General features: G+C 64.9%; 11 protein-coding genes. 8 read left to right on the top strand and 3 right to left on the bottom strand.

Annotation, left to right across the window (positions count from 1 at the left end; translation table 11 throughout):
• Positions 1-37 precede the first annotated feature (37 nt).
• A complete protein-coding gene (locus tag JSE7799_RS17515; protein WP_055664760.1) occupies positions 38-1,612 on the top strand; it encodes a Re/Si-specific NAD(P)(+) transhydrogenase subunit alpha in 1,575 nt (524 codons plus the stop codon).
• Positions 1,613-1,625: 13 nt separating this feature from the next.
• Positions 1,626-3,086 (top strand): NAD(P)(+) transhydrogenase (Re/Si-specific) subunit beta, encoded by a 1,461-nt coding sequence (locus JSE7799_RS17510; RefSeq protein WP_055664759.1) that lies wholly within the window; start codon positions 1,626-1,628, stop codon positions 3,084-3,086.
• A 362-nt stretch (positions 3,087-3,448) separates the two neighbouring features.
• Here the strand turns inward: JSE7799_RS17510 and JSE7799_RS17505 are convergent, their stop codons facing one another.
• Together JSE7799_RS17505 and hppD are read right to left on the bottom strand one after the other, a co-directional pair.
• A complete protein-coding gene (locus JSE7799_RS17505) occupies positions 3,449-4,144 on the bottom strand; it encodes a D-lyxose/D-mannose family sugar isomerase (protein WP_055664758.1) in 696 nt (231 codons plus the stop codon).
• Positions 4,145-4,247: 103 nt separating this feature from the next.
• A complete protein-coding gene (gene hppD / locus JSE7799_RS17500; protein WP_055664757.1) occupies positions 4,248-5,342 on the bottom strand; it encodes a 4-hydroxyphenylpyruvate dioxygenase in 1,095 nt (364 codons plus the stop codon).
• A gap of 120 nt (positions 5,343-5,462) precedes the next feature.
• Here hppD and JSE7799_RS17495 point away from each other — a divergent pair, with 120 nt between their 5' ends.
• Both JSE7799_RS17495 and JSE7799_RS17490 read left to right on the top strand, forming a co-directional pair.
• A complete protein-coding gene (locus JSE7799_RS17495) occupies positions 5,463-5,939 on the top strand; it encodes an Lrp/AsnC family transcriptional regulator (protein ID WP_083480666.1) in 477 nt (158 codons plus the stop codon).
• 24 nt (positions 5,940-5,963) lie between these two features.
• The gene (locus tag JSE7799_RS17490) at positions 5,964-7,913 is read left to right on the top strand and encodes a cation:proton antiporter domain-containing protein (RefSeq protein ID WP_055664775.1); all 1,950 of its coding nucleotides are present in this window, start codon (positions 5,964-5,966) and stop codon (positions 7,911-7,913) included.
• Between the two features lie 15 nt (positions 7,914-7,928).
• Here JSE7799_RS17490 and JSE7799_RS17485 read toward each other — a convergent pair whose 3' ends face one another.
• Positions 7,929-9,368: a Glu/Leu/Phe/Val family dehydrogenase gene (locus tag JSE7799_RS17485; protein ID WP_055664756.1), complete on the bottom strand. Its 1,440-nt coding sequence runs from the start codon at positions 9,366-9,368 to the stop codon at positions 7,929-7,931.
• 231 nt (positions 9,369-9,599) lie between these two features.
• Between JSE7799_RS17485 and JSE7799_RS17480 the strand changes: the two genes are divergently transcribed.
• The 4 genes from JSE7799_RS17480 to JSE7799_RS17465 all read left to right on the top strand — a co-directional run.
• Entirely contained in the window at positions 9,600-11,531 is a 1,932-nt protein-coding gene (locus tag JSE7799_RS17480; protein ID WP_055664755.1) for a Tad domain-containing protein, read from the top strand.
• Complete coding sequence (locus JSE7799_RS17475; RefSeq protein ID WP_055664754.1) at positions 11,528-12,103, top strand: TadE/TadG family type IV pilus assembly protein; 576 nt, start codon at positions 11,528-11,530, stop codon at positions 12,101-12,103. Before JSE7799_RS17480 ends, JSE7799_RS17475 begins: the two co-directional genes overlap by 4 nt.
• 10 nt (positions 12,104-12,113) lie before the next feature.
• Positions 12,114-12,770, top strand: a complete 657-nt coding sequence (locus JSE7799_RS17470) for a TadE/TadG family type IV pilus assembly protein (RefSeq protein ID WP_144431785.1) — start codon at positions 12,114-12,116, stop codon at positions 12,768-12,770.
• Positions 12,771-12,877: 107 nt separating this feature from the next.
• On the top strand, positions 12,878-13,129 hold a 252-nt coding region (locus JSE7799_RS17465; protein ID WP_186201997.1), incomplete at its 3' end, for a transposase.

Raw genomic sequence — 13,129 nt, 5'->3', positions numbered from 1 at the left:
TTGTCCGGCAGTTAGTGGCCAGGCGAAGGGACATGCAATGAGGATCGGCGCCCCGAAAGAGGTGGAGACGGGCGAGGCCCGCGTGGCGATCACGCCTGAATCTGCGGGCTACCTGCAGAAGCTGGGCCATGACGTCTTCGTCGAGGCGGGCGCGGGCGTGGCCGCGGGCTTTACCGACGACGCCTACCGTGCGGCGGGCGTGGAGGTGAGCGAGACGGACACGGCGCTCCTCGATGCGGTGGACATGATCGTCAAGGTCCGCCCCCCGAAGCAGGCCGAGGCCGAGCGGCTGAAGCCGTCGCAGACGCTGATCTCGTTCTTCTATCCGTCCTCCAACGCGGCGCTGATGGAGACCGCCGCGAAGACGGGCGCGTCGGTCATCGCCATGGACATGGTCCCCCGCATCAGCCGGGCGCAGAAGATGGACGCGCTGTCCTCAATGGCCAATATCGCGGGATATCGCGCGGTAATCGAGGCGGGCAACAATTTCGGCCGCTTCTTCACCGGTCAGGTGACGGCCGCCGGCAAGGTGCCGCCCGCAAAGGTTCTGGTCGTGGGCGCGGGCGTGGCGGGACTGGCCGCGATCGGGACGGCGACGTCGCTGGGCGCGATCACCTACGCCTTCGATGTGCGCCCCGAAGTGGCCGAGCAGATCGAGTCGATGGGTGCGGAGTTCGTGTTCCTCGAATTCTCCGATGACGAGTTGCCCGACGGCGCCGAAACCGGCGGCTATGCCCCGCCCAGCAGTCCGGCCTTCCGGGAAAAGCAGCTTGCCAAGTTCCGCGAACTGGCCCCGGAGATGGACATCGTCATCACCACGGCGCTGATCCCCAACCGCGACGCGCCTGTCCTGTGGACGCGCGACATGGTCGAGGCGATGCGGCCCGGATCGGTCATCGTCGACCTTGCCGCGGAACGGGGCGGGAATTGCGAACTGACCGAGCGGGACAAGAAGATCACGACGGAAAACGGCGTGACCATCGTCGGCTACACCGACTTCCCGAGCCGGATGTCGACGCAGGCCTCGATCCTCTACGCCAACAACATCCGCCACATGATCACCGATCTGACGCCGGACAAGGACGGCAAGATCGTGCACGACATGGAGGACGACGTGATCCGCGGCGCCACCATCGCGCATGGCGGCGACGTTACGTGGCCGCCGCCGCCGCCCAAGGTGGCGGCAATCGCGGCCAAGCCCCGCGAGAAGGTCGTCGTGCCCACTCCCGAGGAGAAGCGCGCCGCCGAGATCACCGCGTTCCGTGCCCAGACCCGCAGCCAGATCACGATGCTGAGCGTGGGTGCGGTGCTGCTTCTGCTGGTCGGGCTGGTCGCGCCGGCTAGCTTCATGCAGCATTTCATCGTCTTCACGCTGGCCTGTTTCGTCGGCTTCCAGGTGATCTGGGGCGTCAGCCACGCCCTGCACACGCCGCTCATGGCGGTGACGAACGCGATCTCGGGGATCATTATCCTCGGCGCGCTTCTGCAGATCGGGTCGGGCAACTGGCTCGTGGTGCTGCTCAGTCTCGTCGCTGTCCTGATCGCGAGCGTCAACATCGTGGGCGGGTTCCTCGTCACGCGGCGGATGCTCGCCATGTTCCAAAAATCCTGAAGGCGGCGCTCCCATGTTCTCACTCGGACTGACCAACGCGGCCTACGTCGTCGCCTCGATCCTGTTCATCCTGTCGCTCGGCGGGCTGTCGAACCAGGAGAGCGCCAAGCGCGCGATCTGGTACGGCATCGCGGGGATGGCGCTGGCCGTCATCGCAACGGTCTTCGGGCCGGGTGTCTACAACATCTGGCTCATCCTGCTGGCTCTCATCGCGGGCGGGGTCGTCGGCTGGTATGTGGCGGGCCGGGTGCAGATGACCGAGATGCCGCAACTCGTGGCGGCTCTGCATTCGTTTGTGGGCCTCGCGGCGGTATTCATCGGCCTGAACGCGGAAATCATGCTGAACGAGGTGCTGGCGCTCCGGGAGTCCTTCGGCGGCACGATCGCGGTGGTGCCGGAAGGCACGCTGACCGGGTTCGGTGAGCGGCTCTTCGTCAAGGACGCCGTGGAGATTGCCATCCTGAAGGTCGAGGTCTTTCTCGGCATCTTCATCGGCGCGGTGACCTTCACCGGCTCCGTCATCGCCTTCGGCAAGCTGGCGGGCCGCGTCGACGGAAAGCCGAACCAGCTTCCCGGCGGGCACATGCTGAACGCCGCCGCGCTGGCGCTCTGCGTGATCCTCGGGCTGCTCTACTGGGGCGGGGCGGGCATCTGGACAATGGTGCTCGTGGCGCTGATCGCGGGCTTCATCGGCTGGCACCTGATCATGGGGATCGGGGGCGCGGACATGCCGGTCGTGGTCTCGATGCTGAACTCCTATTCGGGCTGGGCGGCCGCGGCGATCGGCTTCACCCTCGGCAACGACCTGCTGATCGTCACCGGCGCGCTGGTCGGGTCGTCGGGCGCGATCCTGAGCTACATCATGTGCCGGGCGATGAACCGGAAGTTCGTCAACGTCATCCTCGGCGGATGGGGCGGCACGTCCGGCCCCGCCATGGAGGTCGAGGGCGAACAGGTTGCCATCGAGGCCGAAGGCGTGGCCAACGCCCTGAACGAGGCGGACAGCGTCATCATCGTGCCCGGCTACGGCATGGCCGTGGCGCAGGCGCAGGGTGCGGTATCGGACCTCGTCCGCAAGCTGCGCGCGAAGGGCAAGAAGGTGCGCTTTGCCATCCACCCGGTCGCCGGGCGTCTGCCGGGCCACATGAACGTCCTGCTGGCCGAGGCCAAGGTGCCCTACGACATCGTGCTCGAGATGGACGAGATCAACGAGGATTTTCCCGATACGGATGTCGTGATCGTCATCGGATCCAACGACATCGTGAATCCCGCGGCGCAGGACGACCCGAACTCTCCCATCGCGGGGATGCCGGTGCTTGAGGTGTGGCGCGCCAAGCAGGTCTTCGTGTCGAAGCGCGGTCAGGGAACGGGTTATTCCGGCATCGAGAACCCGCTGTTCTACAAGGAGAACACGCGGATGTTCTATGGCGATGCAAAAGCGTCGCTGGATGCGCTGCTGCCGAGACTGGACTGACGGGCGCGCGGGCTGCTCGGCCCGTGCTGTCACACCGGCGGGCGGACCGGCCGTTACGGAGGGACCGCAAAAAACGAAACCCCTGAACAGCAGTCACCCCGGCCTTTCAAGGACCGGGGTGCCGCTCAGACGAATACTCCCCGCACCGCACAACCACCGGGAAGCATCCGGAGGAGGTCAGGCCCGAAGGCCTATCTCACAGTGACGAAGCGCAACCCTGCAGAAGAGCGCGTGGGAACGAATCACATAATGTGATCCGGTCCTTACGGTCGGTGCGGTCGACATCGCGTTCTCCGTGGCTGGCTTGGGGTCTCAACAACCCGCCGCCACGAATGTTCCGCCAAAAAAACGCGAAACGGGAATCAGGCAGGCTGCTGCAACCGGGAGGTGTAATCGGAGACCAGGAGGCGTGCCGGTGGCGTGTCCTCCTCGACCTCGGCAAACCGGCCCAAGGGTTCGCGGAACCAGTTGTCGGTCTCGTCGTCGTTGACGGTACTGACCTCGCCGATCAGGACGTCGCCCCCCTCGCCCCAGAAGGCGTGCCAGTCGCCGGGCATCAGCGTGACGCTCTCTCCCGGCGCAAGGCGCAGCACCTCACCCGGGGCGAAGTCGCGGGGCACGCCGTCGCAGAGCACCGTGCCACCGGCATTGCCGTCGAAGACCCCGTCCGGCGCGGAGCCGAACAACTCGATCGCCAGCGTCGCGCCCCCGCGATTGATGATGTCCTCAGCTTTGAGCCAGTGCCGGTGCATCGGGCTAAGCTGATCGCGCCGCGAGATCATGATCTTTTCGGCATAGCACATGCCGCCGCCGCGCTTGAGATCGGCCTGGCGCCCGTTTCGCGCCGTGAACAGGACGAGACCCATCTCGTCGAACCGCCCCTGCCCGTAATCGGTGATGTCCCAGCCCAGCCGGGCGTCGCGGATCCCCGCGATCTCGTCGCCGCGCGCCCGCATCTGATCCGGGGTCCAGTCGGCGAAGGGAGGAAGAACCCACCCGAAAGACCGGATGAACGTGTCCGCCGAAGCGATGATATCGTTGATTTCGGATCGTTTCATGCCGCCCCCCAGTCCGTCGGGGCTAACGAAACATCGCCCGCATGAGCTTGTAAAGATGCGGCAGCGGCGGGCCACGCGGACAACCCGCGCGGCCCCGAAGGGATCATGCGGATTTGAGCACGCCCCGGTCGATCTGGTCCTGCTCGATCGCCTCGAACAGCGCCTTGAAGTTGCCTTCGCCAAAGCCGTCATCGCCCTTGCGCTCGATGAACTCGAAGAAGATCGGACCGATGCAGGTCTTGGAGAAGATCTGCAGAAGGATCCGCGTCTCGCCGCCTCCGACGACGCCTTCGCCATCGATCAGGATGCCGTGCCTTTCCATCCGGTCGAGCGGCTCTTCGTGGCCGGTGACGCGGTCGCGGCTTAACTCGTAGTAGCTCGACGGCGGCTTGGGCATGAACTTCACGCCATTCTCTGCGATCGCATCAACGGACTCGTAGATGTTCTTGGCGCCGACGGCGATGTGCTGGATGCCCTCGCCCTTGTAGCGCTCCAGATACTCCACGATCTGCCCGGTCTCGCCCCGATCCTCGTTGATCGGGATCCGGATGCGCCCGCAGGGCGATGTCAGCGCGCGGGAAAAGAGGCCCGAATGCTTGCCCTGGATGTCGAAGAACCGGATCTCGCGGAAGTTGAACAGGTCGCCGTAGAAGTTGAACCAGACATCCATGTTGCCGCGATGGACGTTGTGGGTGAGGTGGTCGAGATAGTAGAACCCGACGCCTTCCGGGTTCGCCTTCGCGTGCCAGTCGAACTCCGCGTTATAGGGGCTCTGGTCGCGATACTGGTCGACGAAATAGATGAGGCTGCCGCCGATGCCGCGGATCGCGGGGACATCGATGACCTTGCCCGGCCCTTCGAACGGCTCCGCCCCCTTGGCGACGGCATGATGGAAAGCATGGTCGGCATCCGCCACGCGCCAGCCCATCGAAGGCGCGCAGGGGCCATGCTCGGCCACGAAATCCATACCGTGCGTGCCGGGTTCGGCATTGATCAGATAGGTGATGTCGCCCTGCTGCCAGACCTCGACGGCGCGGGTGCGGTGGGTGGCGACGTGCGTGTAACCTTGGCGGGTGAAGATCGCGCGCAACTCGTCAGGGTTCTCATGCGCGAACTCGACGAACTCGAATCCGTCGGTACCGGCGGGATTCGCTTCGCTGATCTCGGAATGCGGGGCGTCATGCGGGAAAGGACCCATGTCGATCTCCTGTCATCTGTGTGTTGACGGCAATGTAGCGCCCCGGCAGGATCGTTTCTGCGCATTCTGACCGTGAATATCGGTAAGTTCTGCGTGAGGAAGCTGCCGAAGGGTCACATCATGCGGGAAACGCGCGAGGCGGAGATGGACGAGACCGACCGCGCCCTCGTCCGCATGCTCCAGCGCGACGCGAGCCTGACGGCCGAGGCGCTCGGCCGCGAGCTTGGTCTGTCGCCAAGTCAGGCGGGGCGGCGGCGGGCGCGGCTGGAGGCTGATGGCATCATACGCGCGATCGTCGCCCGTCCCGATCCGGTTCGCCTCGGCCTGACGGTCCAGGCCTTCGTGCAGGTCCAGATGGCCAGCCACGCCCCTGCCCGCGCCCAAGCGTTCCTGCGCCTGCTCGAGGCCGAGCCACGCGTCGCTTCGGTCTGGACGCTCACCGGAGAGGCCGATTACCTGCTGCGGGTGTGGTGCACCGATCTCGGAGCGCTGAACGACCTCGTCCACCGCGTTTTGCTGCCTCACGAAGCTGTCGCGCGCGTCCAGAGCCAGATCGTCATGGACCAGCCCAAGCGCGATGGCCCGCTTCCAGTCTGAGGCGCCCTCCCCTAGGATCGGATGATGGAATCCTTCCTCTTTCAAGCCGCGATCTACCTGCTTGCCGCGACGATCTGCGTGCCGCTCGCCGTCCGCTTCGGGCTGGGCTCGGTGCTGGGCTATCTGGTGGCCGGCGTCCTGATCGGTCCGGTCACGGGCCTCGTCGGGTCCGAGACTGCGGATTTGCAGCATTTCGCAGAATTCGGCGTGGTGATGATGCTGTTCCTGATCGGGCTGGAGCTTGATCCGAGGGCGCTGTGGGACATGCGCACGCGTCTTCTGGGGCTGGGGATGGGGCAGGTCTTCCTGACCGGGGCGGTCGTGGCGGGGGCGGCGCTGACCTTCGACATCGCCTGGCAGGTGTCGGTGGGCATCGGAATGGTCTTCGCGCTCTCGTCGACGGCCATCGTCATGCAGACGTTGCAGGAAAAGGCGCTGACCGCGACGCGCGGGGGGCGGTCGGCCTTCTCGGTGCTGCTGGCGCAGGACATCCTCGTCATCCCGATGCTGGCGATCATGCCGCTTCTCGCCGTGGGCGTGCCGGCGGCATACGACGCGCATGGTTCCGGGGATGTCCACGGCGCGGCGCCCGCAATCGGCGGCGGCGAAGGTGCGCGGATGGCGCAGGAGGTCACGACCTGGGTGGGCCAGCTTCCCGGCTGGGGCGCGGCATTGGCGACCGTCGGCGCCGTGGCCGTGGTCATGCTGGGCGGGCACTTCCTGACCCGGCCTGTCTTCACCTTCGCGGCGCGCGCGCGCCTGCACGAAATGAACGTGATGGTCTCCCTGCTCTTCGTGATCGGGGTGGCGGTGCTGATGTCGCTCGTGGGCCTGTCGCCCGCGCTCGGCACGTTCCTCGCGGGCGTGGTGCTCGCCAATTCCGAGTTCCGGCACGAACTCGAAGCGGATATCGAGCCGTTCAAGGGCATCCTTCTGGGCCTGTTCTTCATCACCGTGGGCGCGGGGATCGACTTCGGCACGTTCATGGGCGCGCCGTTCCTGGTGATCGGGATCGTCGCGAGCCTGATGGCCGTGAAGGGGGTGATCCTCTACGGGCTGGCCGTGATGGCGCGCCTGCGCGGGCGTGACCGGATCCTTTTCACCCTGAGCCTTGCGCAGGCGGGCGAATTCGGGTTCGTCCTCGTGTCGGTCGGGTCGCAGGACGGGGTGTTCACGCGCGAATTGCAGGGACTCCTGCTGCTCGCCATCGCCCTGTCGATGCTGCTGACGCCCCTGCTCTTCATCGCCTATGAGCGGCTGTCGGCGCTTGCGAAGGTCGAGGAATCACAGCCCGACGACGACATCGACGAGGCGAGCGAGGTGATCATCGCCGGGGTCGGGCGGTTCGGGCAGGTCGTGCACCGGATGCTGCAGGGGGCGGGTCTTCGTGCGGTCGTGCTGGACCGTGATCTGGAGACGATCCGCCTGCTGCGCACCTTCGGGGTCAAGACCTATATGGGCGATCCGACGCGCCCGGAGCTTCTGGAGGCGGCGGGCCTGTCGCATGCGAAGGTCCTCGTCGTGGCGCTGGACGATCGTGCGGATGCGGTACGCCTGACGCGGATGGCCAAGCAGGCGAACCCCGACATTCACGTGATCGCTCGCGGCTACGACCGCGTGCACGTCTATGAACTCTACCGCGCGGGGGCGGACCAGATCGTGCGCGAATTGTTCGATTCCAGCCTGCGGGCCGGCCGCTACGTGCTGGAGCAGCTGGGATGGTCCGAAGGCGATGCCCACGTAGCGCGGGAGGCGTTCTACCGCCACGACCGGGCCGCCATGCTGGAACTGGCGAAGCTGTGGAAGCCGGGCGTTCCGGTGGCCGACAATCCCGAATACGCCGCCCGCGCGCGCGAATTCAGCAAGGAGCTGGAGAATGCGCTGCTGACGCGGTTCGGCGAAAATCCGGAGGCGGCGGAGGCGGCGGAGGCGGCGGAGACGGAGACCGTCCCACCGCCCGGGAAATCTGGCTAAGGCTGCGCCCGGCCTTTACAGTCCCTTGGCTTGATAGCTGGCCGCGATCCGGTTGATGGAGACGATGAACGCGGCGGTCCGCAGGTCCGGAACATCGTCGCGCGCATGCCAGACCGCGCGCATCGCGCCGTAGGCCGTCCGCATCGTGTCGTCGAGACCGGAGCGCACCAGCTCCAGCTCCCCGTCGCCGCGCAGGTAGCGCGTCTTGAAATCCTCCGACAGCGTCCAGGCCACCTGCTGGTTCTTCGACAGTCGCTCGAGTTCGTCGACCAGCGTTTGGTGCCGCGCCTCTTCGGCCCGGCGCTCCATCCGGCCGAACCGGATGTGGGACAGGTTCTTGACCCATTCGAAGTAGCTGACCGTAACGCCGCCGGCATTGGCGTACATGTCGGGGATGATGATGCAGCCCTTCTTGCGCAGAATGGTATCGGCCTCGGAGGTGAGGGGGCCGTTCGCCGCCTCGATGATCAGCGGCGCCTGGACGCGCGGGGCGTTGCCCGCGTGGATCACGCCTTCCAGCGCGGCGGGGATGAGGATGTCGCATTCCGCTTCCAGCAGCTTCGCGCCCTCGGGCTCAAAGGTCGCGCCGGGAAAATCCTTCACGCCGCCGGTCTCGCGAATGTGCAGGTGCACCGCGTCGACGTCGAGCCCGTCCTCGGAGTAGATCGCACCGTCACGCTCGATGATCGCGGTGATCTTTGCGCCGTCCTCACGGCTCAGGAAGCTTGCGGCGTGGAAGCCCACATTGCCGAGCCCCTGGACGATGACCCGCTTGCCGTCGAGGTCGCCCGAGAGGCCGGCGGCCTTCTTGTCCTCCTCGTGGCGGAAGAATTCGCGCAGGCCGTATTGCACGCCGCGGCCCGTGGCCTCGACCCGTCCGGCGATGCCGCCGGCATTGAGCGGCTTGCCCGTGACGCAGGCGCGCGCGTTGATGTCGGTCGTGTTCATGCGCTGGTACTGGTCCTGGATCCAGGCCATCTCGCGCTCTCCGGTGCCCATGTCGGGGGCGGGAACGTTCTGGGCCGGATTGATCATGTCGCGCTTGATGAGTTCGTAGGCAAAGCGCCGGGTGATCTGCTCCATCTCATGCGCCTCCCACTCCCGGGGATCGATGCACAGACCGCCCTTGGAGCCGCCATAGGGCACCTCAACCAGCGCGCATTTGTAGGTCATCAGGGCGGCCAGCGCCTCGACCTCGTCCTGATGGACGGCGAGGGAATAACGGATGCCGCCCTTGACCGGCTCCATGTGCTCGGAGTGGACGGAGCGGTAGCCGGTGAATGTGTGGATCGCGCCGCGCAGACGGACACCGAAACGCACGGTGTAGGTGGCATTGCAGACCCGGATCTTCTTCACCAGTCCCGGCGACAGATCCATCAGCGCGACCGCGCGGTCGTACATCGCGTTGACCGAAGCACTGAAGCCAGCCACCGGCTGATTGCTGTTTTCCGTCATCTCGTTTTTCTCCCGGTTCGGCTTTGTCCCGGAATGGGACGTCATACCTGCCTAGCAGCCCGAACGCGAAACGGCACCACGATGATCCGCAGATTGTGCGCATTCGTCGGATTGTGCCGCTTTGTTTCCGCATTTCCGCCCGTCACACACCCGGTTTTGCACCGATAGCCTCGGGGACGACTCGGGTTCCGCACGACGGGTGCCTGCGTCCTTCAAGGGTTGGGTACTGCCATGGATTGCCGCAACGACCGGATTTCGCTTCGCGCGCCGCGCACCGCCTTTTCGGCCTTCGCCAGGCAAGAGGAGGGGAGCCTGGCGATCCTCGGCCTTTTCATGTTCATCCTGATGCTGGTCAGCGCGGGCATCGCCCTCGACATCATGCGCAACGAGCGGGCGAGAGCGGAGCTTCAGGTCGCCGTGGACGGTGCCGTGCTCGCCGCCGCCGATCTCGACCAGAGGCGCGACCCCGAACTGATCGTGAGGGAGCATCTCGAGGCCGCCGGCTTCGATCCCGACATCGCAACCGTGAACAACCGGGCGACGAGCGTCCGCGAGCGCAACATCGAGATCCAGACCGCCGCCGTGACGCGGAACCTTTTTCTTGGCATGCTGAACTACGACGAACTCTACCAGCCGGTCTCGACCGCGGCGCTCGAGCGGCGCAGCAAGCTGGAGGTCTCTCTCGTCGTCGACATATCGCGCTCCATGGAGGAACCGATGAGGGGGGGCGGAACGAAGATTCAGACCCTGCGCCGCGAGGCGAAGGCATTCGTCAGCAAGCTGCTGCGGGGAAGCGAGACGCTCACGACGGTCTCGCTGATCCCCTACAACGAAACGGTCAACATGGGCCAAACCCTCGCCAGTGTCTTCGATCTGAGCGAGGAGCATGATTTCGCGCGCTGCGCCGTTTTCGACGATCGCGACGACGATTTCCGGGAGACCGGCATCGACGAAATCAATTCCGACGGCTACCGGCTCATCCGTCGCGCATACTTCGACTATCGCACCTACAGCTTCGACAATCCCGAAGGCCTCATCGACCGATCGGCCTGTCCGCCGAACGACGACATGGCGATCATTCCGTGGTCGAACGACGAGGCGACGCTGCTGGCGGCCATCGACAACCTCAAGGCGGATTATTCGACCGCCATCGACCATGGCGTCAAATGGGGTGTAGCGCTTCTGGACCCGTCCAGCCGCGACGAGCTGCAGCGGCTTGCGACGGACATGACAATCGATCCGCCCCATCGGGTCGATCCGAGCTTTGTCGGCCGCCCCGTCGATTACGACGAGACGTCCACGACCAAGCTCCTTATCGTCATGACCGACGGCGAGAGCAACAATCAGTTCGACCTTCACGATGACTACAAGGACGGCCCGTCCGACATATGGGTCTACAGGCTTCCCAAGGTTCGGCAACATGGCTCCGAAGATCCGCAAGTCACATCGCACCCGAATTTCGAGAACGGCGGCACCGACGCCAACGGAAATTTCAACGGCTGGTTCACGAGCGAGTATTGCCGCTCGAAGAACGTGTGCCGGAATTTCTATTATGACAATAACGACGAGGTCGATATCGTCTATTCGGTCAGATCGCCGTACAATGGCAAATACCGCTACTACAGCACCTACGCGAAATTCTTCGGCAAAGGCTCCACCGGAGACAGCAATGGTCACGCCCATGGCTGGCACGACGAGCCGTACGGTCTGAACACCAACCCCCGATCCGGCCCCGATGTGGACCCGACGGCCGACGGAGCGTTCCGCCTGACCTGGCCGCAGGTATGGGCCACGCTCGCCACCGAAGGGACGCATCGCTATTCAACCCGGTCCTATCTGCTGGACCAGATTGCCCGGGACCTCGACAACGAAAGTCGAAACGCCCTGAACCGGGCGATAATCATCACCCAATCCGCGCGATCGGGCGACGAAAACCTTCGGGATATCTGCACCGCGGCACGCAGGAAGGGCATCGAAGTCTATTCGATCGCCTTCATGGCGCCTCCGCGTGGCCAGCGGGCGATGCTGGATTGCGTGGGGGTGGATCCGAACAATCCGATCAACGGGGATGCGTCGCGCTACTACAATGTCGGCGATGATGGTCTCGGCACCGCGTTTGACGGGATCCTTGCCTCGTTCTCTCGCCTGCGGCTGGTTCAATGACGCGCAAGGCTGTTTCGCGGCGGGCATTCCGCCGCCTCGTCGCCCGCTTCGGACGTGGTGAGGGCGAACGCGGCGGAGCAACCGTCGAATTCGTCATCATCCTGCCGATCTTTCTGCTGGTCTTCGTCTCCTCGTTCGAGATGTCGATCTTCCTGACCCGGCAGGTGATGCTGGAGCGCGCGATCGACCTTGCCGTCCGCGAGATCCGGCTCGACAGGACGACAGTCACGCGACGCAGTCTGCGCCGCGCGATCTGCGACCGGGCGCGCATCCTGCCCGATTGCGACCTGAACCTGGTCGTCGAGATGACGATCATCGACGAAGCGACCTATGCCGTCGCCGGTTCCAGTGCGCCTTGTGTAAACCGGGAGGAGTCGATCGTCCCGGAGACGGATTTTCCCGGCCACCGCACCGGCAAGATGGTCTTTCTGCGAGCCTGCTATGTCGTCGAGCCCGCGATTCCGATCACCATCGCGGGGATCCAGTCGCTCGGCACCCACATGGTCGAACGGCGCGCGACGAACGACATACAGATGGTGTCGTCGTCCCTCTTCGTCGTCGAGAGCGATTGAGGAGATGACGATGAAGAGTTCCGCCTGCTCCCCGCGCGTCGTACCTGCATCCCGCTTCCTCTCGAACGAAGACGGAAGCATGTCGATCGAGGCGGTTCTGGTCCTGCCGCTCTTGTGCTTTCTGTTCATGGCGGGATTCTCCTATTTCGACGGCTACCGCCGGGACGCCACGATGTCGAAGGCGACCTATGCGGTCGCCGACCTCCTGTCGCGCCGCCGCGACGTGGTCCGGCCTTTCGACCTCGAAGGCCTTGAGAACATCTACGAGACGATGGTCTTCTCCACCGAGGAGGAGACGTACATGCGCTTCACCGAGATCGAGCGGGTGCCCGACGCCGACGGTGGCCTGCAGATCACCTGGAGCTATGCGACGGATGGCCAGAAGGCGATGAGCGATCGGGCGCTCGACCTCCTCAAGGGCCGGATCCCGCGCTTTGACATCGGGAAGCGCGTGCTTCTGGTGCAGGCTTACACCATCGATCAACCGGACTTTCGCGTCTTTCTACCGGACCGGATTGTGGACACGATCCATCTCGTCTCGGCGCGGTACGAAAGATGCATCGCCTTTTCCCCGACCGGCGATGACCCCGACGGATGCGTCCTGGCGGGCGGCAGCGGGTCCGGCTCCGGCACAACTGATGAACCGTTGAGCGGGATCGACAGCTAGCCCGGATAATTCACGAGAAGGCGGCGGAGGTGGCGTAACCGTCTGAAACTCTGTATTTTTTGGTTATCGACGCCAAAGATTCAGATTTCAGCAGGACGACCTCCGCCATGGCTCAATCTACGTGCTTCACGCCCCGCCTGTCACCCCTCAATGGCAAGCCGGTCCTGCTCGGGTTTGACGGCGCCGACATGAGCTCCGACGCCGGCCTAACCCTGCTGCGCGAGATCGAGCGCAGGGCGGGTCTGGCGCAGCGGCTCGCAGATTGCCTGCACGATCCGCGTGACCCGGCGAAAGTTCAGCATAGCCTGTGCGACATCATCCGGTTCCGGATCATGATGATCGGGGCGGGATANGAAGAC

The sequence above is a fragment of the Jannaschia seosinensis genome, from assembly GCF_001408515.1.
GTDB lineage: Bacteria > Pseudomonadota > Alphaproteobacteria > Rhodobacterales > Rhodobacteraceae > Jannaschia > Jannaschia seosinensis.
Note: the sequence above shows the minus strand (reverse complement) of the source record. Positions and strands in the feature narration are given on the sequence as shown.

Bases quoted from the DNA above. Each gene is read 5' to 3' on its own strand.
- JSE7799_RS17505 (WP_055664758.1), bottom strand. From the start codon at position 4,144: ATGAAACGATCCGAAATCAACGATATCATCGCTTCGGCGGACACGTTC.
- JSE7799_RS17510 (WP_055664759.1), top strand. From the start codon at position 1,626: ATGTTCTCACTCGGACTGACCAACGCGGCCTACGTCGTCGCCTCGATC.
- hppD (WP_055664757.1), bottom strand. From the start codon at position 5,342: ATGGGTCCTTTCCCGCATGACGCCCCGCATTCCGAGATCAGCGAAGCG.
- JSE7799_RS17485 (WP_055664756.1), bottom strand. From the start codon at position 9,368: ATGACGGAAAACAGCAATCAGCCGGTGGCTGGCTTCAGTGCTTCGGTC.
- JSE7799_RS17480 (WP_055664755.1), top strand. From the start codon at position 9,600: ATGGATTGCCGCAACGACCGGATTTCGCTTCGCGCGCCGCGCACCGCC.
- JSE7799_RS17490 (WP_055664775.1), top strand. From the start codon at position 5,964: ATGGAATCCTTCCTCTTTCAAGCCGCGATCTACCTGCTTGCCGCGACG.
- JSE7799_RS17515 (WP_055664760.1), top strand. From the start codon at position 38: ATGAGGATCGGCGCCCCGAAAGAGGTGGAGACGGGCGAGGCCCGCGTG.
- JSE7799_RS17475 (WP_055664754.1), top strand. From the start codon at position 11,528: ATGACGCGCAAGGCTGTTTCGCGGCGGGCATTCCGCCGCCTCGTCGCC.
- JSE7799_RS17470 (WP_144431785.1), top strand. From the start codon at position 12,114: ATGAAGAGTTCCGCCTGCTCCCCGCGCGTCGTACCTGCATCCCGCTTC.
- JSE7799_RS17495 (WP_083480666.1), top strand. From the start codon at position 5,463: ATGCGGGAAACGCGCGAGGCGGAGATGGACGAGACCGACCGCGCCCTC.